Annotated in this window: 30 protein-coding genes and 1 tRNA gene; 29 read left to right on the top strand and 2 right to left on the bottom strand. The window is 54.8% G+C overall.

The window, feature by feature from the left end; all coding sequences use genetic code 11:
* The 24 genes from MTHE_RS09020 to MTHE_RS08905 all read left to right on the top strand — a co-directional run bounded on the left by MTHE_RS09020 (nt 1) and on the right by MTHE_RS08905 (nt 14004).
* The gene (locus MTHE_RS09020; protein ID WP_011696866.1) at nt 1–831 is read left to right on the top strand and encodes a 30S ribosomal protein S3; all 831 of its coding nucleotides are present in this window, start codon (nt 1–3) and stop codon (nt 829–831) included.
* Nucleotides 809–1012 (top strand): 50S ribosomal protein L29, encoded by a 204-nt coding sequence (rpmC, locus tag MTHE_RS09015; protein ID WP_011696865.1) that lies wholly within the window; start codon nt 809–811, stop codon nt 1010–1012. Before MTHE_RS09020 ends, rpmC begins: the two co-directional genes overlap by 23 nt.
* Nucleotides 1012–1302: a ribonuclease P protein component 1 gene (rnp1, locus tag MTHE_RS09010; protein ID WP_011696864.1), complete on the top strand. Its 291-nt coding sequence runs from the start codon at nt 1012–1014 to the stop codon at nt 1300–1302. Before rpmC ends, rnp1 begins: the two co-directional genes overlap by 1 nt.
* Nucleotides 1299–1619, top strand: coding sequence for a 30S ribosomal protein S17 (locus MTHE_RS09005; protein WP_011696863.1), 321 nt, complete (start codon nt 1299–1301; stop codon nt 1617–1619). Before rnp1 ends, MTHE_RS09005 begins: the two co-directional genes overlap by 4 nt.
* A complete protein-coding gene (rpl14p, locus tag MTHE_RS09000) occupies nt 1616–2014 on the top strand; it encodes a 50S ribosomal protein L14 (RefSeq protein ID WP_011696862.1) in 399 nt (132 codons plus the stop codon). The genes MTHE_RS09005 and rpl14p overlap by 4 nt, the downstream gene beginning before the upstream one ends.
* A 5-nt stretch (nt 2015–2019) precedes the next feature.
* Nucleotides 2020–2370, top strand: a complete 351-nt coding sequence (gene rplX / locus MTHE_RS08995; RefSeq protein WP_011696861.1) for a 50S ribosomal protein L24 — start codon at nt 2020–2022, stop codon at nt 2368–2370.
* A gap of 5 nt (nt 2371–2375) precedes the next feature.
* Nucleotides 2376–3077, top strand: coding sequence for a 30S ribosomal protein S4e (locus tag MTHE_RS08990; RefSeq protein ID WP_011696860.1), 702 nt, complete (start codon nt 2376–2378; stop codon nt 3075–3077).
* Nucleotides 3074–3583 (top strand): 50S ribosomal protein L5, encoded by a 510-nt coding sequence (locus MTHE_RS08985; RefSeq protein WP_011696859.1) that lies wholly within the window; start codon nt 3074–3076, stop codon nt 3581–3583. Before MTHE_RS08990 ends, MTHE_RS08985 begins: the two co-directional genes overlap by 4 nt.
* Nucleotides 3580–3723, top strand: coding sequence for a 30S ribosomal protein S14 (locus MTHE_RS08980; RefSeq protein ID WP_011696858.1), 144 nt, complete (start codon nt 3580–3582; stop codon nt 3721–3723). The genes MTHE_RS08985 and MTHE_RS08980 overlap by 4 nt, the downstream gene beginning before the upstream one ends.
* 6 nt (nt 3724–3729) lie before the next feature.
* Nucleotides 3730–4122, top strand: coding sequence for a 30S ribosomal protein S8 (locus MTHE_RS08975; protein ID WP_175266105.1), 393 nt, complete (start codon nt 3730–3732; stop codon nt 4120–4122).
* Between the two features lie 6 nt (nt 4123–4128).
* On the top strand, nt 4129–4662 hold the full coding sequence (rpl6p, locus tag MTHE_RS08970) for a 50S ribosomal protein L6 (RefSeq protein ID WP_175266104.1): 534 nt from the start codon (nt 4129–4131) through the stop codon (nt 4660–4662).
* A gap of 6 nt (nt 4663–4668) precedes the next feature.
* Nucleotides 4669–5055, top strand: a complete 387-nt coding sequence (locus MTHE_RS08965; RefSeq protein WP_011696855.1) for a 50S ribosomal protein L32e — start codon at nt 4669–4671, stop codon at nt 5053–5055.
* Nucleotide 5056: 1 nt separating this feature from the next.
* Nucleotides 5057–5515, top strand: a complete 459-nt coding sequence (locus tag MTHE_RS08960; protein WP_011696854.1) for a 50S ribosomal protein L19e — start codon at nt 5057–5059, stop codon at nt 5513–5515.
* Nucleotides 5516–5521: 6 nt separating this feature from the next.
* Nucleotides 5522–6031: a 50S ribosomal protein L18 gene (locus MTHE_RS08955; protein WP_011696853.1), complete on the top strand. Its 510-nt coding sequence runs from the start codon at nt 5522–5524 to the stop codon at nt 6029–6031.
* A 4-nt stretch (nt 6032–6035) separates the two neighbouring features.
* Nucleotides 6036–6647: a 30S ribosomal protein S5 gene (locus tag MTHE_RS08950; RefSeq protein WP_011696852.1), complete on the top strand. Its 612-nt coding sequence runs from the start codon at nt 6036–6038 to the stop codon at nt 6645–6647.
* Between the two features lie 2 nt (nt 6648–6649).
* Entirely contained in the window at nt 6650–7105 is a 456-nt protein-coding gene (locus tag MTHE_RS08945; protein WP_011696851.1) for a 50S ribosomal protein L30, read from the top strand.
* Between the two features lie 4 nt (nt 7106–7109).
* On the top strand, nt 7110–7484 hold the full coding sequence (locus MTHE_RS08940; protein WP_011696850.1) for an uL15m family ribosomal protein: 375 nt from the start codon (nt 7110–7112) through the stop codon (nt 7482–7484).
* A complete protein-coding gene (secY, locus tag MTHE_RS08935; RefSeq protein WP_011696849.1) occupies nt 7481–9094 on the top strand; it encodes a preprotein translocase subunit SecY in 1614 nt (537 codons plus the stop codon). The genes MTHE_RS08940 and secY overlap by 4 nt, the downstream gene beginning before the upstream one ends.
* A complete protein-coding gene (locus MTHE_RS08930; protein WP_011696848.1) occupies nt 9091–9696 on the top strand; it encodes a DUF106 domain-containing protein in 606 nt (201 codons plus the stop codon). Before secY ends, MTHE_RS08930 begins: the two co-directional genes overlap by 4 nt.
* Nucleotides 9693–10211, top strand: a complete 519-nt coding sequence (gene cmk, locus MTHE_RS08925) for a (d)CMP kinase (protein ID WP_011696847.1) — start codon at nt 9693–9695, stop codon at nt 10209–10211. Before MTHE_RS08930 ends, cmk begins: the two co-directional genes overlap by 4 nt.
* 4 nt (nt 10212–10215) lie before the next feature.
* A complete protein-coding gene (locus MTHE_RS08920) occupies nt 10216–11253 on the top strand; it encodes an RNA-guided pseudouridylation complex pseudouridine synthase subunit Cbf5 (protein WP_175265966.1) in 1038 nt (345 codons plus the stop codon).
* A tRNA-Ser gene (locus MTHE_RS08915) sits at nt 11239–11336 on the top strand. Before MTHE_RS08920 ends, MTHE_RS08915 begins: the two co-directional genes overlap by 15 nt.
* Nucleotides 11337–11470: 134 nt before the next feature.
* Nucleotides 11471–12868 carry a hypothetical protein gene (locus MTHE_RS08910; protein ID WP_175265965.1) on the top strand — a complete coding sequence of 466 codons (1398 nt, stop codon included), beginning with the start codon at nt 11471–11473 and terminating at the stop codon, nt 12866–12868.
* A gap of 182 nt (nt 12869–13050) precedes the next feature.
* Nucleotides 13051–14004: a carboxypeptidase-like regulatory domain-containing protein gene (locus MTHE_RS08905; protein ID WP_011696844.1), complete on the top strand. Its 954-nt coding sequence runs from the start codon at nt 13051–13053 to the stop codon at nt 14002–14004.
* A 164-nt stretch (nt 14005–14168) separates the two neighbouring features.
* On the opposite strand, the gene MTHE_RS08900 is transcribed toward MTHE_RS08905, so the two are convergent.
* Both MTHE_RS08900 and MTHE_RS08895 read right to left on the bottom strand, forming a co-directional pair.
* Nucleotides 14169–14801: a protein-L-isoaspartate O-methyltransferase gene (locus tag MTHE_RS08900; protein ID WP_011696843.1), complete on the bottom strand. Its 633-nt coding sequence runs from the start codon at nt 14799–14801 to the stop codon at nt 14169–14171.
* The gene (locus MTHE_RS08895; RefSeq protein ID WP_011696842.1) at nt 14798–15361 is read right to left on the bottom strand and encodes an HVO_0476 family zinc finger protein; all 564 of its coding nucleotides are present in this window, start codon (nt 15359–15361) and stop codon (nt 14798–14800) included. Before MTHE_RS08895 ends, MTHE_RS08900 begins: the two co-directional genes overlap by 4 nt.
* A gap of 332 nt (nt 15362–15693) precedes the next feature.
* Between MTHE_RS08895 and MTHE_RS08890 the strand changes: the two genes are divergently transcribed.
* The 5 genes from MTHE_RS08890 to MTHE_RS08870 all read left to right on the top strand — a co-directional run bounded on the left by MTHE_RS08890 (nt 15694) and on the right by MTHE_RS08870 (nt 21102).
* Nucleotides 15694–17703: a thioredoxin domain-containing protein gene (locus tag MTHE_RS08890; protein WP_011696841.1), complete on the top strand. Its 2010-nt coding sequence runs from the start codon at nt 15694–15696 to the stop codon at nt 17701–17703.
* A gap of 197 nt (nt 17704–17900) precedes the next feature.
* Nucleotides 17901–18509 carry a RimK-like ATPgrasp N-terminal domain-containing protein gene (locus MTHE_RS08885; protein ID WP_232840860.1) on the top strand — a complete coding sequence of 203 codons (609 nt, stop codon included), beginning with the start codon at nt 17901–17903 and terminating at the stop codon, nt 18507–18509.
* A complete protein-coding gene (locus MTHE_RS08880) occupies nt 18506–19513 on the top strand; it encodes an ATP-grasp domain-containing protein (protein ID WP_011696839.1) in 1008 nt (335 codons plus the stop codon). The genes MTHE_RS08885 and MTHE_RS08880 overlap by 4 nt, the downstream gene beginning before the upstream one ends.
* Before the next feature lies 1 nt (nt 19514).
* Entirely contained in the window at nt 19515–20021 is a 507-nt protein-coding gene (locus tag MTHE_RS08875; protein WP_011696838.1) for a YkgJ family cysteine cluster protein, read from the top strand.
* The gene (locus MTHE_RS08870; RefSeq protein WP_011696837.1) at nt 20002–21102 is read left to right on the top strand and encodes a glutamate-cysteine ligase family protein; all 1101 of its coding nucleotides are present in this window, start codon (nt 20002–20004) and stop codon (nt 21100–21102) included. The genes MTHE_RS08875 and MTHE_RS08870 overlap by 20 nt, the downstream gene beginning before the upstream one ends.
* The last annotated feature ends 96 nt before the right edge of the window (nt 21103–21198 follow it).

Below are 21198 nucleotides of genomic sequence, written 5' to 3'. Positions count from 1 at the left end.
TTGGCTGTTGAGAAGAAGTTCGTCCAGGAGGGGTTCACCAAGGCGCTCGTGGATGAGTATCTCGCGAAAGAGCTGGATCGGGCTGGATACGGCGGCATGGTCATGAACCGCACCCCAATGGGCACACAGATCACGGTTTATGCTGAGAAACCCGGCATGGTCATAGGAAAGGGCGGGAAGCTGATACGCAAGCTAACGCGGGACCTTGAGAGAAGGTTCAGACTAGACAACCCGCAGATAGATGTCCAGGACGTCGGGAAGAGCGACCTGAACGCCAGAGTTGTAGCGAACAGGCTCGCAAGCTCGCTGGAGCACGGTTGGTACTTCCGGAAGGCAGGACAGTCGATGCTGCGCAGGGTCATGGACTCTGGTGCGCTCGGATGCGAGATAGTGATCAGCGGCAAACTGACCGGCCCGAGGTCGCGGGTCGAGAAGTTCCTCGCTGGGTACATAAAACACTCAGGTAAGCCGGCTGAGGAGATAGTCGATACAGGCTATGCCGTTGCTGTGAAGAAGCTCGGCGCGATCGGCTGCCAGGTCAGGATCGTCCCGCCAGGCGCTGTTTTGCCGGACGACTTCCAGATAAATGCACCGCCAAAGGAGCCTGAAAAGGAGCCTGTGGTAGAGGAGGCTGTACTCGAAGCTGAGCCTTCACAAGCTGCTGAGACTCAGGAGCAGCAGGCCGGGGAGAAGAAGAGCGAGCTGGACAGGCTCCTCGACGAGCCGGTTGAGACGCCTCCGACAACAGAGGAGGGGCAGTCCCCTCAGGAGCCGGAGAGCAGGACCGAAATGAGCGAGGCTGAGACCCATGGCGATATTCAGGATCGATGAGATCAGGAACATGAGCTCAGAGGAGCTCGAAGAGGAGCTCCGAAAGCTTGAGGTGGAGCTGATACGCGAGAGGGGTGCTGTGAGGGCAGGTGGCGCTCCTGAGAAGCCCGGAAGGATCAGGGAGATCCGCCGGACGATCGCCAGGATGAAGACCGTGCAGAGGGAGCGCGTCAGGAAGTGATGATCGGTCCCGAGAACATAGCCAGACATGAGCTGATAGGTTTGACGGTCGAGGTGATCGATACCCCAAACCGCACCATGGCTGGCATGAGAGGCTTGGTGGTGGATGAGACGAGGAACACCTTCGTTATCGAGACGCAGCGCGGCCTGAGGCGCGTCCCAAAGGCCCACACAAGCTTCATCTTTACGCTGCCTGATGGGCAGAAGGTGAGGATCGCGGGCTCTGTTTTGATCTCACAACCCGAGAACAGAATAAATAAAAGGATGCAAATATCGAGGTGGAAGATATGAGAGATATAGGACTGGACGTGAGCGCGCCCCAGCAGGCCTGCAACGATCCAAAGTGTCCATTCCACGGCAGGCTACCGGTTCGCGGCCAGGTCCTCGAGGGGATCGTGGTCAGCGATAAGATGGCCAGAACCGTGGTTGTCATGAGAGAGTTCAAAAAGCGGATAACAAAGTACGAGCGGTACGAGAAGCGCAGGTCCAAGATCCATGCGCACAACCCGCCATGCCTGGATGCGAAGGTTGGGGAGCGGGTCAGGATAGCTGAGTGCAGGCCTCTCAGCAAGACCAAGTCGTTTGTCGTAGTGGAGGTCATGCGATGAGGGGAAACAAGGCCAAGATCCCGAGATCGATAAACACCGGGACATATCTTGAGTGCGCGGACAACACAGGCGCCAGGACGCTGTTCGTTGTTTCTGTGAAGAAGTACCGCGGTGTCAAAAACAGGCAGCCATGCGCCGGCATAGGTGACATGGTTGTTGTCTCTGTGAAGAAAGGAACTCCCGAGATGAGGAAGCAGATATTCAACGCTGTGATAATCAGACAGAAGAAGGAGTTCAGGAGGCCCGATGGTCTCAGGGTCAAGTTCGAGGATAACGCTGCTGTCATAACAGATGACGCCGGCGTTCCGAAGGGCTCCGAGATCAAGGGACCTGTGGCGAGGGAAGTGGCAGAGCGGTTTGGGAAGATCGCCTCATCAGCAGCGATAATAGTGTGATGGTTATGGTCAGCAAACAACCACGTAAGCAGCGGAAGGCCAGATTCAACGCTCCGCTCCACATGAGACAGAGGTTCATGCACGCGATGCTGAGTCCCGAGCTCAGGAAAGAGTACAAGAAGAGGAGCGCTCAGGTCAAGAAAGGCGATACGGTGAAGGTTATGCGTGGCGATAACGCGGGCGTCGAGGGCGAGGTTCTGAGTGTGGATCTGAAGAGATGCGTGATAACGGTCGCCGGCGTCAGCAACTTCCGTGCTGACGGGACAGAGGTTCCACGCCCCATACATCCATCAAACGTCATGATCACGAAGCTTGATCTCGACGACGATGAGCGCGAGAAGATATTCTCCAGGTGATCCAGGTGCACAGGAAAAGAGTCACGATACCCAGAAGCTGGCTAATACCAAGGAAGACCAGCAAGTGGATAGCAACGCCCAGACCTGGTCCGCACTCAGCTGAGGAGAGTCTGCCTCTGATGGTCGTTGTCAGAGATCTTTTAAAGCTGGCAGATAACGCGCGCGAGGTCAAGAGGATCCTCCACGAGGGCGGGGTGCTGGTGGATGGGACTGTGAGAAGGGATGCGAGGTTTCCTGTGGGACTCTTCGATGTCATAACAGTTCCCGCTCTCAACAAACAGTACAGAATGGTCAAGAGCACGAAGGGGTACTTTGTGCTCATAGAGATCCAGCCAGATACGCCAAGAAAGCTTGTCAGGGTAGAGAACAAAACCACCCTTAAGGGCAACAGGATGCAGCTGAACCTCAGCGATGGATCAAACATAATCGCAGAGGGTGATGTCGGGACTGGCGATTCGCTGCTGATCTCGCTGCCAGAGAGGAGCATCGAGGATATCATAAAGTTCGAGGTCGGGAACCTGGCGATGGTGACCGGTGGATCGCACACAGGAATGACGGGTCGCATCAAATCCGTGCAGATTGTGAGAAGCTCGATGCCGAACAGGGTCACAATATCTACGGATGATGGGGATATAGAGACGATCATCGACTACGTCTTCGTGATAGGCAGAGATGCGCCTGTTATTGAGCTGGAGGCTGGAATATGAACCTGGAGCCCAGAATAGGCAAGGTAGTTGTACACATAGGCGTGGGCGAGAGCGGCCAGAGGCTTGTCAATGCGGAGACGATCCTCTCCGAGATCACCGGCCAGACTCCAATCAGGTCCAGGGCTAAGAAGACCCTTCCGGCCTTCGGGATAAAGAAGAGAGAGCCGATAGGCACGCGTGTGACGCTTAGGGGCAGGGCGGCTGAGGAGTTCCTGGAGACGGCGTTCAAGGTGGCCGGAGGCGTGATAAAGAAAAGCCAGTTCGATGAGAACGGCAACTTCGCCTTCGGAATCGAGGAGCACACGGACTTTCCGGGAATGAAGTACGATCCGGAGATAGGGATCTTCGGCATGGATGTTGCGGTATCGCTGATGAGAGCAGGATACCGTGTAGCAGAGAGACGTGTGGCCCGCAGAAAGCTTCCAAACTCGCATAAGGTCAAGAGGGATGAGGCCGTCGAGTTCGTCCAGAAGAGGTTTGGAGTTCGGGTCGTGGAGGCTGCATGAAGAAGAAATTTGGTAGAGGCGCTAACGAATGCAGGCGCTGCGGGAGGAAGCCCGGGCTGGTCAGGAAGTACGGCATATATCTGTGCAGACAGTGCTTCCGCGAGATAGCCAGAGAGATGGGCTTCGAGAAATACTCGTAGGTGAAGATTATGTTGCTAGATCCGCTCGCTGATGCGATGTCCACAATAAAGAACGCTGAGAACGTCGGCAAGCCCGAGTGTATAATCAAGCCGGCATCCAAGCTCATAGCCATGACTCTGAAGGTCATGGCAGACCTGGGGTATATCGGCGAGTTCGAGTTCATCGACGACGGGAAGTCTGGGATGTTCAAAGTCAAACTGCTGGGCAGGATAAACCGCTGTGGTGTCATAAAGCCCAGGTTTGCCATCAAGGTCGCAGAGCTGGAGAAGTGGGAGAGACGCTTCCTCCCCGCCAGGAACTTCGGGGTGCTGATACTGAGCACCAGCCAGGGTGTGATGCCACACACCGATGCCAGGGCGCGCGGGATAGGCGGCCATCTGCTGGCCTATGTGTACTAGGTGATGATCATGGTCGAAGAGGTGGTTCGTCGTTTGGATATCCCGGATGGCGTTGATGTCCAGATATCAGGCCGTAGTGTGCGTGTGAAGGGGCCGAAGGGTGAGCTGTCCAGGGAGCTCTGGTATCCAGACATAGAGATAAAGAGAGAGGATTCGAAGATACTGATCAGATCAGTGGCGAGAAAAAAGCAGCACCTGGCAATGGTAGGGACCATAGCTGCACACATCAAGAACATGATCAGGGGTGTCACGGACGGCTTCGAGTACAGGATGAGGGTGGTGTACTCGCACTTCCCGATTCAGGTGAAGGTAGCCGATGGGAAGGTTGCCATCAGCAACTTCCTCGGCGAGAGGAAGCCGCGCTTCGCAACAATCGTCGGAGATGTGAATGTCGAGGTTGGCAAGGACGAGATACTGATCAGGGGAATGGACAAAGAGGCAGTGGGCCAGACGATGGCAAACATAGAGCAGGCCACCAGGGTCAGAGGATTCGATGTGAGGATATTCCAGGATGGGATATACCTGGTGGAGAAGAGGTGAGCAGGGATGGACAGATTGCTCAGGGTGAGAGCCAGGCAGAAGGCGAAGAAGCCGGAGTTCAGGCGCTACGACTCCCACAAGAAGGCCAGGCTCGGCGAGAGCTGGCGCAGGCCGAGGGGGCTGCACAACAAGCTCAGACAGCAGGTCAGAGCGAAGGGGCGCCTGGTGAGACCCGGCTTCGGGAGCCCGAGGGCGGTTCGAGGTTTACACCCCTCAGGATTCAGAGAGGTTCTAGTGAGGTGTGTTAAGGACCTCAAGAGGGCCGAGGGCTGTGCGATCAGGATAGCCAGGACCGTCGGAATGCGCAAGAGGGAGAAGATCGAGGCCATGGCCAGGGAGATGAACCTGAAGATACTGAATCCGAAGACCGAGGCAAAGAGTGGAGGCGAGTGAGTTGCCCAACTTCACAGTTCAGAGGAGGCTGGCAGCAAGCGAGCTCGGTGTCGGAGAGAGTCGGGTGTGGATTAACCCTGACCCGGAGGTGGCAAGTGAGCTGGCCGATGCCATCACAAGAGAGGATATACGTGCTCATATTGAGGCAGGTAATATAAAGGCGAAGCCCAAGAAGGGCAACAGCCGCGCCAGGTTCAGGTTGAGGGCGGAGAAAAGGGCGTACGGCCACAGAAAAGGGCCCGGTCGCAGAAGGGGTGCGAAGGGCGCCAGAGCTCCACCGAAGGAGATCTGGATCAGCAGGATCAGAGCACTCCGGAGGCATCTCCGGGAGATGAGGGATAGTGAGAAGATAGAAAGACACGCATACAGGCTGCTGTACAGAAAGGCGAAAGGCGGAGAGTACAGGAGCATTGCACATCTCGATGCTTACATCAAGGCGAAAGGCCTTATGAGAGAGTGATGCTATTTGGCTACAGGACCGCGATACAGGGTGCCCTTCAGGAGGCGGAGAGAGGGGAGGACCAACTATCATGTCAGATACAGGCTTATCCTCTCCAGAAAGCCCAGGGTTGTTGTCAGGAAGGGCAATGCAAACATCACGATACAGTTGATCATCGCTGAGCTCAAAGGGGACAGGACGCTGCTCACAGTCAGCTCGAAGGAGCTCAGGAACTACGGGTTCCAGCACAGCACAGGCAACGTGCCTGCAGCTTATCTTACAGGATTGCTGTTCGGCAAGAAGATGCTCGCACTGGGGTATAACGAGGGCATACTCGACATAGGTCTGCACTCGAACTCCAGAGGGAGCAGGGTGTATGCCGCCCTTAAAGGAGTTGTTGATGCTGGAGTGGACGTGCCCCACAGCCCGGAGGTCTTCCCGGACGATTCAAGAATCCGTGGAGAGGTCATAAGGGATTACACCGGAGTGGATGTGGTCTCACAGTTCGAGGCCGCGAGGGAGAAGATACTGGGGTGAGATCGTGATCAAGGGTTATGAAGAAGAGGAATGGATACCGAAGACCAGGCTCGGCAGACTTGTCTATGAGGGGCAGGTCACGACGTTCGAGGAGGCGGTCAGGTCAGGTCTTCCCATCAAAGAGCACCAGATTATAGATCTTCTGCTCCCTGGCCTCGAAGATGAGGTCCTGGATATAACCATGGTGCAGAGGATGACCGACTCCGGGCGAAGGGTGAAGTTCAGGACCACGGTCATAGTAGGGAACAGAGATGGATACATCGGCATAGGCCACGGCAAGGACGTCCAGGTCGGCGGAGCCATAAAGAAGGGCATAGAGAACGCAAAGCTCAATGTGGTCAGGATCAACAGGGGCTGCGGAAGCTGGGAGTGCGGCTGCGGCCAGGCGCACACTGTACCATACAAGGTATCTGGAAGCTCTGGCAGCGTCAGGATATACCTCATGCCCGCGCCCAGGGGTCTCGGACTGGCTGCAGGAGATGTGGCCAAGAAGGTCATGGAGATGGCCGGCATAAAGGATGTCTGGACCAGGACAGAGGGTTCGACGAGAACGACCCTGAACTTCGCCAAGGCGACCTACAATGCGCTCCTTAACACCATAACTGTGAGGTCTTGAGGATGTATGCGATAATCAGGCTCAGGGGAGAGGTCAACACGAAGCCTGCAATCAGGGATACCCTGAGCATGCTGCGTCTCCATAGAGTAAATCACTGCGTATTCGTGAGAGAGGATGAACACTACCGCGGGATGATCCAGGTGGTCAAGGACTACGTCGCCTGGGGAAAAGCAGATGCTGATCTGCTCACCATGATCCTCGAAAAACGTGGCAGACTCAGCGGGAACAGGCGTCTCACTGACGAGGTTGTGCGCGAGATCTCTCCATACAAGAGCATACGCGAGCTTGCAGAGGCTGTATGCGCAGGGGCTGCAAGCCTGAAGGACTTCGGCATAAAGCCTGTGTTCAGGCTCCACCCTCCGAGGAAGGGTCACCGCGGGATTAAAAAGACCGTCAAGGAAGGTGGGGAGCTTGGGTATCACGAATCGATTGCCGAGCTCATAAAGAAGATGAGGTGACATCATGGTCAGGGAGCATACGAAGAAGAAGCGCGGTCACAGGACATATCATGGAAAGCACAAGAACCAGAGAGGTGGAGGCTCAAGAGGTGGGCGTGGCAACGCTGGCACATGCAAGCACCACTGGGTTCGCTCGATAATACGAGGAGAGCCCATGGGCAAGCACGGGTTCGTGCGGCCAAACTCCTTCGACATTGAGACTATCAATGTTGGCGTTCTGAACGAGATGGTTGGGCCGGAGGGCAGAATAGAGCTGCACGGTGTGAAGGTTCTGGGAAAGGGAAAGGTCACAAGAAGGCTTACAGTCGCCGCAGCTGCCTTCTCCAGCTCAGCTAGGAGCAAGATCGAAGCTGCTGGCGGTGAAGCCGTGATAGTATGAACCAGCAAAGTTTCTTCTACGCGATAGAGCCGTTCGTCAGGAGACTCCCTGCCGTGGAGAGGCCTGCTGGCCATGTCCACTTCAAGAGGAAGCTGGGATGGACAGTCGGAATACTTCTGCTATACTTCGTGCTCTCCAACATCCCTCTCTTCGGCCTCTCCAAGCACTCCATCGATCTCTTCGGTTACTACAGGGCGTTCTTCGCGGGCTCCTTCGGATCGCTGATGCTCCTCGGTATAGGCCCGATAGTCACCGCGTCCATCGTCCTTCAGCTTCTCGTTGGCGCTGAGATAATAAAGCTCAATCTGAGGGATCCCAGAGATCAGGCCATATTCCAGGGAACCCAGAAGGCCCTGGTCTTCGTGATGATCGTCGTCGAGGCTCTCCCGCAGATCACCGGAGGTTACCTGCTTCCGGACCAGGCACTTGCCACATCGCTTGGTGTATCATTATCCATCATCTCGCTGATCATATTCCTCCAGGTCTGCCTGGGCGGTGTTCTGATACTCTACATGGATGAGGTCGTGTCCAAATGGGGAATCGGCTCCGGTGTAGGTCTCTTCATAGTTGCGGGAGTGAGTCAGCAGCTTGTCACAGGTCTGTTCAACTGGGCCACAGGCGACGGTGGTCTTCCCATCGGAATCGTCCCCAAATGGATATCGATTATCAGGCTGGGTCTTATAGGGCTGGATGAGATCTTCACAGCGGAGGGGCTGAAGTTCATATTCGTTACAGGCGGGCTCCTGGCGCTGATATCCACAGTGGGGATAATCCTTCTGGTCGTGTTAGTCGAGAGCACCAGAATCGAAATCCCGCTTGCACACAGCAGGGTTAGGGGGGCCAGAGGCAGGTTCCCTGTAAAGCTCGTATACGCTAGCGTTCTGCCGATGATCCTCGTGAGGGCGCTTCAGGCCAACATCGAGATGCTCGGCGCGCTGCTCACTGCAAAGCTCGGTACGGTGACGACAGCTGAGACTACCGCGGAGGGAGTCAGAATCGTCTACACCGGATACCAGAGCTGGCTCGGGACGTTCCTCTCATCGGCGAAGTTCGATGCCGCCACAGGTGCTCCGATAAGCGCGACATCACCTCAACCTGTTTCAGGGCTGATGTACTATCTCTCGCCGATACACGGACCGAGCGACTGGATCCCAAGCATGGTGTCACAATCCACACCAGGACTGGTGGAGCTTGGAATAAATCCGATAGCCGGATGGCAGATCTGGCTGCACCTGCTCACCGACACAGCATTCCTGATAATCGGAGGCATAATATTCGCCATATTCTGGATCGAGACGACCGGGATGGGGGCGAAGAGCATTGCTGCAAAGATTCATGCATCTGGCCTCCAGATACCGGGATACAGGAGAAGCCCGGTCAGCATAGAGCGGCTCATGGAGCGATACATACCAAAGGTGACTGTCATAGGCGGCGCGATTATCGGGCTGCTCACCGTGATAGCGAGCCTTCTGGGAACGCTTGGAGGCGCTGGAGGTACCGGCCTTCTGCTAGCGGTTTCGATCATGTACAGGCTCTATGAGCAGATCGCCAGCGAGCAGATCCAGGAGATGTACCCGATGATGCAGCGTATCTTCGGAGAGAGCGCATGAGGTCCAGGATAGCAGAGTCCATCGATACGGTTGCGCTCAGCGTGGGCGCTGCGCTGACAATCGGCATAATGGTGAGCCATGAGTTCAGAGTTGCCATAGGCATGGCCATGGAGCTGGTCATAGGATGGCTTCCAGAGATACTGCCGTTCCACATGGTGCTCTTCGTGCTCGCCGCGATAACAGGCCTGTACGCAAGCCTCATACAAAAGTACACGATGGACTGGGATTTCCTTAGGGAGCAGCAGATGAGGATGCGGGAGTTCCAGGCTGAGCTGAGGGCAGCCCAGCTCGCAGGCGATCAGGCCCGCGTTCAGCATCTCCAGAACAAGCAGCTCGAGATGATGGGCGACCAGGGGAAGATGATGAAGATGCAGCTCAAGCCAATGGCGTACATCGGAATCGTCTCTGTGCCGCTCTTCATGTGGGCGTATCTGTACATAGACCAGCACAGCATAACCATGGTCTTCCCGTTCTGGGGAGAGCAGAACATCAAACACATCGTCTGGGGGCCGATACTCTACTGGTTCTACTGGTACTTCGTCTGCTCGATCCCGATATCCCAGATAATAAGAAAAGCGCTTGACATCGGCGGTATGGAATGATAATAACAATCAGCGGGCCACCCGGCTCTGGAACGAGCACGCTTGCGAGGGGTCTCTCCGAGGTGCTCGGCGTGAGATGGGTCAACTCAGGCGATCTCTTCAGGAGAATCGCAGCCGAACGTGGCCTCTCGCTGAAGGAGCTCGGGAGGCTCGCAGAGCAGGGCCCGGAGATCGATTACCTGATAGATGATGCACAGCGGAGTCTGGCGAAGAGTGGCAGCGGGATCTTCGAGGGCAGGCTTGCAGGACACATGCTCGATGCAGACCTGAAGATCATGCTCAAGACCTCGTTGAGCGTGAGGGCCAGCAGGATAGCAAAGAGGGAGAACAAGTCTATTGAGGAGGCCCTATCAGAGGCCAGGGCGCGGGAGGAGTGCGAGGCCAGAAGATACAAGATGTACTACAACATAGACATCAACGATCTGAGCATATACGATCTCATAATCGATACAGGCAGATGGGACGAGAGAGGCACGCTCTCGATCGCACTCGCAGCTATCAGGGCGCTGAAATAGAATTATGACATCCAGATCTCACAGAGCAGGGATCCCCAGAGCCAGGCTTCCCGCAGAGCGCATCCGGGATAGGCTGGTGAGGCGTGAGGGCTCCACGAATTCATCTTATGGCTGCTTTCCAGATAGACGACCTCTCCAGGAGCATCTAAGGCTCGGCGCGATAAATCTCGACAAGCCCTCGGGGCCGACGAGCCACGAGGTCGTCGCCTGGGTCAAGAGGATTCTGGGGCTGGAGAAGGCAGGGCACAGTGGCACCCTGGATCCGAGGGTGACAGGCATACTGCCGGTGCTCACCGGTGATGCGACACGGGTTGTGGAGTTTTTGCTCACAGCCGGCAAGGAGTACGTCTGTCTGATGAGGACTCATGAGCAGGTCCCCAGGAAAAAGATCCTGGAAGTCTGTGAGGAGTTCTCGGGTGAGATATACCAGAGGCCCCCACTGAAGTCGAGCGTCGCCAGAAATCTGCGAACCAGGAAGATATACTACATCGATGTCCTGGAGATCGAGGGCCAGAGGGTGCTGATGAAGGTCGGATGCGAGGCCGGAACGTACATCAGAAAGCTATGCTACGACATGGGGCTCGCGCTGGGATGCGGCGCAAACATGGAGGAGCTGCGAAGGACAAAGGCCGGGCCATTCGCGGAGGACGAGACTCTCGTCACGCTGCACAATCTCAAAGATGCGTACGAGATCTGGCGCGAGAGCGGGGATGAGAGCGCTCTGAGGAGAGCTGTTCTGCCGGTTGAGAGGGCCCTCAGGCATCTTCCCGGTCTCGTAATATCTGATAATGCAGTTGATGCGATCTGCCACGGCGCACCCCTGGCGGCTCCGGGTCTGTTGAGCCTGGAAACAGATATAAACAAGGGTGATTTCGTTGTTATCTACACCCTCAAGGGTGAGGCGGTTGCAATCGGCAGGGCGAAGCTCTCGAGCGATGAGATGATGGTGGCGAAGAGCGGAATAGTCGCGTCGACCGAAAGGGTGATAATGGATCCCGGTGTTTACCCAAGACGCTGGAAGCACAGTGCCGAGGTCGTCTAGTGGTAGGGCGCCAGCCTGGAGTGAGCCTCCTGGAGAGCTGGTGACTCGAAAGAGTCTCGTGAGTTCGAATCTCACCCTCGGCGCTTTTATACAACATGCAATACTATCGGATCCTCTTTTGAGCGGTAACCGTTCAGCTTCTCCACTCGTGTGGTTTCCGGTCGCGAGGTTCGAGCTGGGTTCCAGGGAAACCGGGCCCCTCCCAAAATATATATAGATGAAGTGCTCATATTTTCCTGGAGTAGCATATGAGGTCGGGGTCACGTTGAAGCTCTATGCCTGTATCCTTATCGCGTTTGCGCTCATCAATGTCGCCTTCGGTGCCATAGGCGATGGCGGTGTCCAGGGCTATTCCGATTTTACACCTCTCGACAGCCCATCAGCGATGAGCGGGCAGGGCTACCCGCAGAGCACGCAGTATCCTGGATCTCAATCACCATCAACAGGCTCGCAGCTGCCGGACCAGCAGCCGTGGAGAAGCCTTGAGAACATCCTCGGCGGTTTTTCGGCAGCCCCTGAGGCGCAGGGACCCTATGCAGAGCGCATGACCCCGACGGATCTGAAGCTCCAGGAGCCGAGCGCTGATAGCTTCCAGCCTGATGGGAGTCTCGACTTCAGCTCAGCAACACCTCCTGCAGGTCTTTCATTCGACACCAGCGGTGCCTGGTACTGGCCGGGCTCATCGACATCCAGAAACAGGCTTTATGTCCAGACGTCCTCAGGGCTCAGAACTGTAGGCGGATGCTGGCTTGGCGGATACCTTCCCCTCTGGGCGCAGATAGCCTCCGCAGGGAACCTGTATACATATGAATGGTATCCCTCAAGCTCGGCCCCAAAGGTCCGGTGGTGGGGCTGGTCGTGGCCCGGGTACAAGCGCGGCTGGTTCTATGGTGACGCTCCCGGCTGGCACATCATCAGCTACTACTGCAACGGATGGTCGAACTATATCTACATCTATGTCTGGCCGACCTCCGTGATACACTCGAATACGAACATAATACAATCCGTATCCAACGTCCAGAGCTCTAATGTCATCCAGTCTGTCCAATCAACCTCTGAATCCAGCGTTCAGGGCGCGCCAACGCCTCCTGATGTGAACACAGAGCAACTGATCCTTCCGGACTCAAACAAGATCTATCCGGGATGCTCGGGAGATGAATGCTATGCTGATCTCAATCCAGTATTCCCAAAAGTTGCATCCTGCAGCTGTCCAGAGAAGAGGTGCGGCTGCAATGAATATTACATACAGGTATGGCCGAACAAGCTTGTCACAGCTGCCGGTGTTGTTCAGGGCGAGTGGCTCCCGCTCTGGTCGAACATCAGGCGCCCTGGAAGATACTGGTCGTACGAATGGGCCCCATGTGGCAGCTTCCCCAGGGGATATTACTGCTCTCCAAGTGTGAAGGGCTTCGGCTACAAGACCACAGGCTGGTTCCCGACATGGTTCTACGGTGAGAAGGTGGGATGGCACATACTCGCCTACTGCACAACCGACTGGTCTAACTACATATACATCTACGTCTGGCCTGATAGTGGCTCATCCTCTGAATGCCATACATTCGGATGCAGATCAGATACATCTAAAACATGCGGCCCATATGCGTTCGACTGCTGAAATGAAATGTGCAGATCGAGAGCACAGATCGATAGCGTATGTACAGGTTGAGTTGTATTCAAAGAAGACAGAGTGCATCGATGGCATTTCGCTGAATGCCGTGCTGCATGCGCTTTACGAATAATTCCTGACATCACGCAATATTTATCTTCCAGTACTCTCTACTCTGCTGGGGAGTCGGTATGGACTATGTAAAGCACATCATTCTGCTCGCGATTCTGCTCAATCTCATTGCAGGACCCTGTGAGGCCTTCGGGGCTGCCGGAACGAAGCAGCCTGACTGGCTGACCCCATGGAGCACGCCGCAGCAGGCCGTCACGACTGTTGAGCCAGATTACCTGAACCCATTTGCTGTGGAGCGACCTGAGTGGGACCCGTATGCTCCATTTGATTCTCAGCAGATGGTTATCGAGAGGATGGATCCCATTGCAGAGGGGCTGACCATAAAGGATGAGCTGAGGCTGCCGAACATTCTATACGTTCAGCAGGGCAGCATGCTCACAACCCGGGCGTCTGTGATTCTCGGAGACCCGATAATACTGTGGGTATACACATCTGTTCCGGGCAATCTCCTGCTTTATGATAACGGCAGAATGGTCTACTCAACAGGTCTCATGATGCCTGGCTGGTACAGAATAACAGGAGCCCAGGCTGATCTGCTGACAAACCATCTCTACGTCATGCGGGTGGGCGGGCTGCTCACAAATAACGTATCGGTGCTCGTCGATCCCGGAAGGTATCCCACAACATACAGCCTAGTCGGGCGTGTGGTTGACCAGAACGGCGCTGGTATTCCTTGGGCAAGGGTCGTAATCTCCAGCGGGGAGGGGGGAAGCTTCACCATAACCACTGATATGCTCGGGTATTACGGCATGGATCTGCCCTCCGGGTATTATGTGATAACTGCAGTTGCCCCTGGATACACGTTCACTCAGGTGATGGCCAAGGTCTGGCTCGGCACGGTATCTGCAGCACCGACGATCGTGGGGATTCCAACAGGGCAACCTGTTCCTGTCTCGTATTCGCCTGTGTCCGCTCCATCAACACAGACGAACACCGGGATTTCAGCGGTACCAGCTGCGATCCAGGGATACTCGAGCCAGGGACAGGGAAATGGTGTTCAGAATCTCATTTGAAATTCCAAAATCGTCTCAAAACAGCAATCTGGTGTGCAGCAATCTGGTGTGACGGCCGATTATGCCTGTGCAGGGTGCATCAGGCTGTTTTGAGACACTCGTTGAATAGATCTGAGAATCAGCAGGCGCATCATCGGTGAGATGCTCCACCGATGCTGTGCATCTCACCAGAACGAGTCCTTGAAGCCGTACTTCCCTATGAGCGGAACGAATATGACGCCCATGGCCCGCTCGACCCTTATATCATGATTCTTTGTAACGACAAGAAGGTCCTGTGAGTATGAGCCGACGGGGATAACCATTCTTCCGCCTGGCCTGAGCTGCTCTTTCAGCGGCTCCGGTATATCAGGCGCGGATGCCGCGACGCTTATCCTGTCGTATGGTGCCTGCTCGCTGTACCCCAGGGTCCCATCTCCTAAGATCATGCTCACGTTTCTGTATCTCGCCCTTTCCAGATTCCGTCGTGCCATCTCAACCAGCTCCGGAATGCGCTCCACCGAGTAGACATGCCCAGATGGGCCAACCAGCTCCGCCATCACAGCCGCATGATATCCACAGCCTCCGCCGACCTCGAGGACCTTCATGCCCTCCCGCAGATCCAGAAGATCACACATCATCGCCACCATATGGGGCGCAGATATCGTCTGGCCGTGGCCTATGGGGAGTGGGCGATCCTCATACGCCATGGGCCTGAGCTCCTCGGGAACGAAGAGCTCCCTGGGCACCCTAGACATCGCCTCCACAACCCTCTCGCTCACATAGTTCCTGAGGCTCTCGATGAGCCTCTCCTTCCTCAAAGCTGGCGCCCCCACACCCTTATGATATCCCTGGCCTCAGAGCTTTCCGGAAACCCACCATTGCGCCCCTTGATCTTCACTATCTTGTACCTGAGACCCTCGACCTCTCGGACATCACCGACCGCGAAAACCTCGTCGCCCTTCGTCATGATCCTGAATGATCTCGTCCGGCCAGCCCTGTACACAGAGATCTTGACCACAACATCATCCACGGCCCTCGACCATACGCATTTCACATCCCTGGCAAGAGCATGGCTCACCCTCTTGTCTGTCTCAATAGCAGTTACCTCCGCCACAACAACATCGCTCCGCCCATCATCGACCACTATCTCAGAGCCAACCGAGAGCATATCATTACGAGGGACACTTACGCGGTACACTCTCGAGTTCGGTCCGGAGCTCACGATGACCTTTAGAGGCGTCATCCTAACATGAGGGTGAGGTGCCACCGAGTGCACCGTGCCACAGACCTCGCACCTCACCACGAGATCCCTGCCCGCATGTAAAACAGTGTGCTCAGTGGCGGAGTCGCAGGCAGGGCAGATTATGTCACCTTCCATGTTTTTGTGTTTAACTACACAATAATACAAAAACATGACTATCAGAGACGCGGACGTGTCCGAATAAGGATTGAGTATCTCCTCCACCCAAAAAGCAGCAAGCCGCAGATTTCTGAATTCAGCTCTTATTCGGACACATCCAGAGACGCTAGCAGTCTTCGGGTAGGTAGATCGCCCAATGGAAGCGTTCTGATTGTATTGATAATCTGGTGACGTGAGCCTGAAAACCTTCAGAGCGTGATCTTCTGGGCACTGCTGGAAATGGTGATGCAAAATGCATCCACCCAACAAATACAGAAAACAATTTACATGAATGTAGCATTAAACCACATATGGATCGCAAGCCCAACCGTCTTGCTGGAGAGTCAAGTCCTTACCTCCTCCAGCATGCATACAACCCCGTGGACTGGTATCCCTGGTCTCCTGAGGCCTTCGAGCGTGCCAGAGCTGAGGACAGGCCGATATTTCTCTCCATAGGGTACTCCACGTGCCACTGGTGCCACGTGATGGCAAGGGAGTCTTTTGAGGATGAGAGGATCGCTGAGATGCTGAACAGGGCATTTGTATGCGTGAAGGTGGACAGGGAGGAGAGGCCGGATATCGACGCCATTTACATGGAGGCCTGCCAGATCATCACCGGCAGGGGCGGATGGCCTCTGACGATCATAATGTCCCCGGATGGCATTCCCTTTTTTGCAGCCACATATATCCCGAAGGATGGGCGGCTCGGTATGATGGGGCTGAGGGAGCTCATACCGCTGGTGGAGGAGCTCTGGAGAAATCGGAGATCCGAGCTCACATCTCTCGGATTCAAGGTGCTGAACGCCATGCGAAAGGCTGATACGCATCTCCAGGCGTCGAATGCGGATGAGAGTACTCTGAGCAGAGCGTACCTCGAGCTTTCTGGGATCTTCGACTGGACCAGCGGAGGGTTTGGGAGAGCCCCGAAGTTCCCCCTGGCACAGAATCTGCTGTTCCTGCTCAGGTACTGGCACAGAACAGGGGAGATGAAAGCTCTGGAGATGGTGGAGCTGACTCTCAGGGAGATGCGATGCGGCGGCATATACGACCAGCTCGCATATGGTTTCCACAGGTACTCAACTGATTCGAGCTGGGGCGTGCCCCACTTCGAGAAGATGCTCTACGACCAGGCGCTGATGTCTGTGGTTTATCTTGAGGCGTATCAGGCCACAGGAAAGAGGGATTACGCGATTGTGGCAGATGAGATACTCGGTTTCGTTGCTGAGGATCTGAGATCACCCGATGGCGCTTTCTGCTCAGCGCTGGACGCAGAGAGCGATAACATCGAGGGAGGATATTATCTCTGGACAATGGATCAGCTTCGAGATGCTCTTGGTGATGATCTGAAAAAAGCGCTGGAGGTGTTCGTCCTCGAGCCAATCGGCGGGAGCGATGGAAAGAACGTCCTCAGGATCTCGCTGAAAGGCGAATTGAGCGAGTTCAAGCACACCAGCGAGCCCATAAGAAGAAAACTTCTGGATGCAAGATCTCTGAGGAGAAAACCCTTCAGAGATGAGAAGGTGCTTGCGGACTGGAATGGATTGATGATAGCGGCATTCTCCAGAGGTGCCCAGGTTCTGGGAGATGAGAGATGGCTCCGCATAGCATCCGAGGCAGCGGATTTCGTGCTGTCGAGCATGCACAGAGACGGCATGCTGATGCATTCCTATAAGGGAAGCAGGGTGTCGATTCTGGACGATTACGCCTTCCTCATCTTTGGGCTGATAGAGCTTTACCAGGCCGGGTTCGACGGAAGGTATCTGGAGAGAGCTGAGATCTTGTGTGATGAGATGGTCTCCCATTTCTCAGATCCGGATGGAGGGTTCTATTACACGATGAAGGAGCAGAGTGACATCATCCTGCAAAGAAAGGAGATCCGCGATGGTGCGATCCCATCAGGCTATTCGATGGCCACCATGGACATGCTCCTGCTCGGGAAAATCCTCGGCAGGCCGGATCTGGAGGAGATCGCTTCGATGAGCCTCAGGCACATCAGCATGGCCTCCCTGCCTGCGCAGGTGGGACTCCTGATCGCTCTCGATCTCGCGCTCGGCCCGTCGCATGAGATCGCAATCGTGGGCGATGCGGATAATACAAGAACTATGCTGCGCGCGCTCTGGTCCGTCTACGCACCGAGAAAGGTCGTGGTATCAGGTGATAGACCTCCGGAGTGGGCATCTTCTCTGAGACCTGTGGATAAAAAGGCCACCGCGTATGTCTGCAGCAGATACACATGCAGCTTTCCGGCAACAGATATAAGAAGTATGATCGAGCTTCTCGATGTTAGAGAACTCAGAAGTTCTGAGAATGCATCAGGGTAAGCTCTAAATACTTCCAGACATCTACAGTAAAGCCGTCCGGCACACTGTGGTGCCGAGGATCTCCTTATGGAGCGCAGATACCATAAAAAACACCGTAGTGGAGTGGTGATAAGGCCAACTGGCTGCATCCAGACTGTTTTCCAGAGCTGGTGGCCGCTCGTATGAACAAACGTCACACTATTCCAAAGAAGAATATTATGTATACATTAAATAAAAATGGGACAGTATACATAATCAACGAGAGCTACTTCTACAAGACAGAGCCATACTACACGATAGTGCAGAACGAGTTCGAGGGAATCAGGACAGTTCCAAGCAGCAGTGCGGTTCTCGATGCTTACATTGTGCCGATATGTCTCGAGAAAGCAAGAATGGCAGGGATACCTGTATGCGAGTGGGTCGTCTCTTACGCATACATAACTCTTCCAGCGATAGTCTACGGGCTGAACTACTTCTCCACACCCTCTGAACATTTTGTCGTGAAGGATTTCACAAGCGCGAAGAAGGCGATAAAGCACGTGACAAACTACGGCAAGTACCCGTTCTGCTATCAGAAGATAAGCGATGAGGCAGAGGTGGCAGTGTACACCTCCATCTTCGGAAGAACGATCGACTGCTCTGATGAGATAGAGACGCTGGCTGAGAAGATCTATGCGGTCTTCAACATACCACTGGTGAGCCTCGTGCTCGTCAGAGATCTTGGAGGATATCGTTTGTCATCACTTGCACCTGTGATGTACTCCCAGCTCTCCGAAAAGGAGAGGGATCTGATGAAGAGCATCCTTGAGAAGAGGGTGAGCAGTTGAGCAGGTTGGGAATATTCGTCAACAGACAAACGCTTAGCAGCTCAGAGCAGCTCACCGCGCTCATAAAGTGCAGAGATGCTGCCGAGAGCATGGGACACACTGCGGAGTTCATATTCCCGGTGGACATAAACAGGATTCCGAAGCTCGATGCTCTGTTCATAAGAGCCAACACGGATCCGATGAATGCGACGTATGTCGCATCTAGAATCGCGAGCCTTTACGGGATCCCTGTAATAGACGATCCAGCATCGATCCAGATATGCTCCGACAAGATCAACATGTACCTCCACCTGATGAAGAAGAAGCTGCCCATACCCAGGACGGTCTTCCCGAGCAAGAGGGAGATAGCGCCGGAGTACGCCAGGGCGCTCTTCGAGAGGCTCGGCACGCCGCTGGTGTTAAAGGAACCTTCGACATCGTTCTCGGCAAGGGTCGAGAAGGCGTCGAACGTCCAGGAGTTCATGAGGATAGCGAAGCGGTTCCTCAGGCTCTCGGACTGGATCGTGGTGCAGGAGTACGTGCCGAGCAGCTTCGACTGGAGGATTGGCGTGCTCAATGGAGAGTTCCTCTACGCATGCAGATATGTCATCCCAGCCCAGACCTTCAAGATCCAGGCATCTGTGAACGGTCATCTCGTTTACTGTGGGGTGGAGAGCGTTCCGCCGGAGGATGTGCCGTCGGAGATCATAGATCTGGGGATTGAGGCGGGAAAGGCCATAGGCAAGGGGCTGTACGGAGTGGACATCAAGGAGAGCAACGGCCGTCTCTACGTCATAGAGGTCAACGACAACCCATCGCTCGATGGCGGTGAGGATGTCTGCTACCCTGAGATATACAGGAGGATAATATCATACCTCATAAACGGCGATCAGTATGCGGACACGCTCAGCTACATGCCATCAGGGCTGCAGAGCTACATGAGAGATGCGAGGTTCGACCCATCCACCCAGAACGTGCTCGGATCCGAGGAACCTCTGGCATACAGGATCGACTTCGAGAGATGAGGTGACCGAAGTGGATTCTGATGTAGATTCTGATGTATTCAGCAACATCTGCAGCTCATGCGGTGGCATCTGCTGCATCGATGCAAGGCCGCCTCTTACGGAGAAGCGTGCGGAGATTCTGATCTCCGCAGGTCTACGCCCTGATGATATCGAACACGCTGGCTACAAGAGGCTCAGGGCGAGGGATGACGGGTCATGCGTGCTCCTGGAGAATGGAAGGTGCAGGCTGCATCATCTCAAGCCTGAGACGTGTTCAGCAGGTCCCTTCACCTTCGATATGATGGACGGAAGGGTGGAGATCTACCTCAAGAGGGAGAGCATATGCCCCCTCGCAGGTTATCTTCTCAGAGATCGAGAGGCGTACGAGAGACAGCTAAAGCTGGCGGTTGAGAAGATCCTCGATCTGATTGAGAATATGAGAGAGGATGAACTCGCAGCTGTTCTTAAAATAGAGGAGCCTGAGACGTTCAAGGTCATGGAGATCTCATATGATAGGCACAGAGCATGAGTACTCCATAAACGACCTCTGCTTCAATCCCCTCCCAATCTCAGATTTGCTCATAAAAAGATTGAGTGGGAGGGTCGAGCACGAGATAGATTTTGGCGCTCTACGCCTTTCAAAGGAGCTCCAGAAGCACGTCCTGGAGCTGGTTCCGCCACCGGCTGAGAGCCTTCAGGAGCTGGAGGCTTTGCTTTATGGTGGAGTCAGGAGGCTTTACAGCTGCTTCGGGGAGTACAGATTCCTCGGGCTGGGGATGCATCCCCTTCTAACACTGGACCAGACTACCTTCTGGGAGCATGACGAGGCCGAGTACTACCACATCTATGACAGGCTCTTCAACATAAAACAGCACGGCTGGCTGAACATTCAGGCTCTACAGATTAACATCTCATACGCCGGAAGCGATATGCTGGTGGAGATGTTCAACAGGCTGAGAGCCCTGCTGCCCTACCTGATAGCGATATCTGCAGCATCCCCGTTTGTTGAGGGCAGATTCACAGGATACATGGATAACAGGCTTCTTTTCTACATGGAGAACCAGCGGGAGATCCCGGAGATATGCCATGATGTGATACCTGAGAGAATCAGAAGCATCAGGGATTATGTTATAATAAACAGAGTGATATACAGGAAACTCCAGGAAAGAGGCGCAGATCTGCTCTGCAGGGAGTGGGTGAACTCCAGGGGGATTATCGTCAGGTTTAAAAGAAGATGTCTTGAGGTCAAAGCCATAGATGAGCAGGAGTGCATAAGATCTGATATGGGTGTGACCGCTTTCCTAAATGCACTTCTGCGAAGCGATATCTCCCTGGAGGATGATGAAGAGAGTCTGAGGGAGATGATGTATCTCGCCATCAGGAGAGGCACATCAGAGATGAAACCCGAGCTCCAGAGGCTTTACATAGAGGCGGAAAGGCACGCGTCTCCTGATGAGATGGCATATCTCCCGCTGATCAAAGAGCGCATCGATAACGGTAGCCTCGCAGAGGTTCTTGTTAGGAGATACCGGCAGATGGAAGGCATGCAAGATCTTCTAAGGGATGCGGAGAGTGCGCTGAGGACGAACACTCCTCTGCTCTCCATCTGATCGCCTTTCACCGGGAACGCCTCTCTTCGGTGCCCCCTCAATATTTTTACCGGCAGCATTCACCTTCATCGAGCTGGCAGGCCCTCACGACGATAA

The organism is Methanothrix thermoacetophila PT (assembly GCF_000014945.1).
GTDB lineage: Archaea > Halobacteriota > Methanosarcinia > Methanotrichales > Methanotrichaceae > Methanothrix_B > Methanothrix_B thermoacetophila.
This window is presented reverse-complemented; position numbering and strand designations above follow the sequence as displayed.

What these genes read in the sequence shown, in the direction of transcription:
- rpmC (WP_011696865.1), top strand. Translation starts at nt 809, where the DNA reads ATGGCGATATTCAGGATCGATGAGATCAGGAACATGAGCTCAGAGGAG.
- rnp1 (WP_011696864.1), top strand. Translation starts at nt 1,012, where the DNA reads ATGATCGGTCCCGAGAACATAGCCAGACATGAGCTGATAGGTTTGACG.
- MTHE_RS09005 (WP_011696863.1), top strand. Translation starts at nt 1,299, where the DNA reads ATGAGAGATATAGGACTGGACGTGAGCGCGCCCCAGCAGGCCTGCAAC.
- rpl14p (WP_011696862.1), top strand. Translation starts at nt 1,616, where the DNA reads ATGAGGGGAAACAAGGCCAAGATCCCGAGATCGATAAACACCGGGACA.
- rplX (WP_011696861.1), top strand. Translation starts at nt 2,020, where the DNA reads ATGGTCAGCAAACAACCACGTAAGCAGCGGAAGGCCAGATTCAACGCT.
- MTHE_RS08985 (WP_011696859.1), top strand. Translation starts at nt 3,074, where the DNA reads ATGAACCTGGAGCCCAGAATAGGCAAGGTAGTTGTACACATAGGCGTG.
- MTHE_RS08980 (WP_011696858.1), top strand. Translation starts at nt 3,580, where the DNA reads ATGAAGAAGAAATTTGGTAGAGGCGCTAACGAATGCAGGCGCTGCGGG.
- MTHE_RS08965 (WP_011696855.1), top strand. Translation starts at nt 4,669, where the DNA reads ATGGACAGATTGCTCAGGGTGAGAGCCAGGCAGAAGGCGAAGAAGCCG.
- MTHE_RS08945 (WP_011696851.1), top strand. Translation starts at nt 6,650, where the DNA reads ATGTATGCGATAATCAGGCTCAGGGGAGAGGTCAACACGAAGCCTGCA.
- MTHE_RS08940 (WP_011696850.1), top strand. Translation starts at nt 7,110, where the DNA reads ATGGTCAGGGAGCATACGAAGAAGAAGCGCGGTCACAGGACATATCAT.
- secY (WP_011696849.1), top strand. Translation starts at nt 7,481, where the DNA reads ATGAACCAGCAAAGTTTCTTCTACGCGATAGAGCCGTTCGTCAGGAGA.
- MTHE_RS08930 (WP_011696848.1), top strand. Translation starts at nt 9,091, where the DNA reads ATGAGGTCCAGGATAGCAGAGTCCATCGATACGGTTGCGCTCAGCGTG.
- cmk (WP_011696847.1), top strand. Translation starts at nt 9,693, where the DNA reads ATGATAATAACAATCAGCGGGCCACCCGGCTCTGGAACGAGCACGCTT.
- MTHE_RS08920 (WP_175265966.1), top strand. Translation starts at nt 10,216, where the DNA reads ATGACATCCAGATCTCACAGAGCAGGGATCCCCAGAGCCAGGCTTCCC.
- MTHE_RS08910 (WP_175265965.1), top strand. Translation starts at nt 11,471, where the DNA reads ATGAAGTGCTCATATTTTCCTGGAGTAGCATATGAGGTCGGGGTCACG.
- MTHE_RS08905 (WP_011696844.1), top strand. Translation starts at nt 13,051, where the DNA reads ATGGACTATGTAAAGCACATCATTCTGCTCGCGATTCTGCTCAATCTC.
- MTHE_RS08895 (WP_011696842.1), bottom strand. Translation starts at nt 15,361, where the DNA reads ATGGAAGGTGACATAATCTGCCCTGCCTGCGACTCCGCCACTGAGCAC.
- MTHE_RS08890 (WP_011696841.1), top strand. Translation starts at nt 15,694, where the DNA reads ATGGATCGCAAGCCCAACCGTCTTGCTGGAGAGTCAAGTCCTTACCTC.
- MTHE_RS08885 (WP_232840860.1), top strand. Translation starts at nt 17,901, where the DNA reads ATGTATACATTAAATAAAAATGGGACAGTATACATAATCAACGAGAGC.
- MTHE_RS08870 (WP_011696837.1), top strand. Translation starts at nt 20,002, where the DNA reads ATGATAGGCACAGAGCATGAGTACTCCATAAACGACCTCTGCTTCAAT.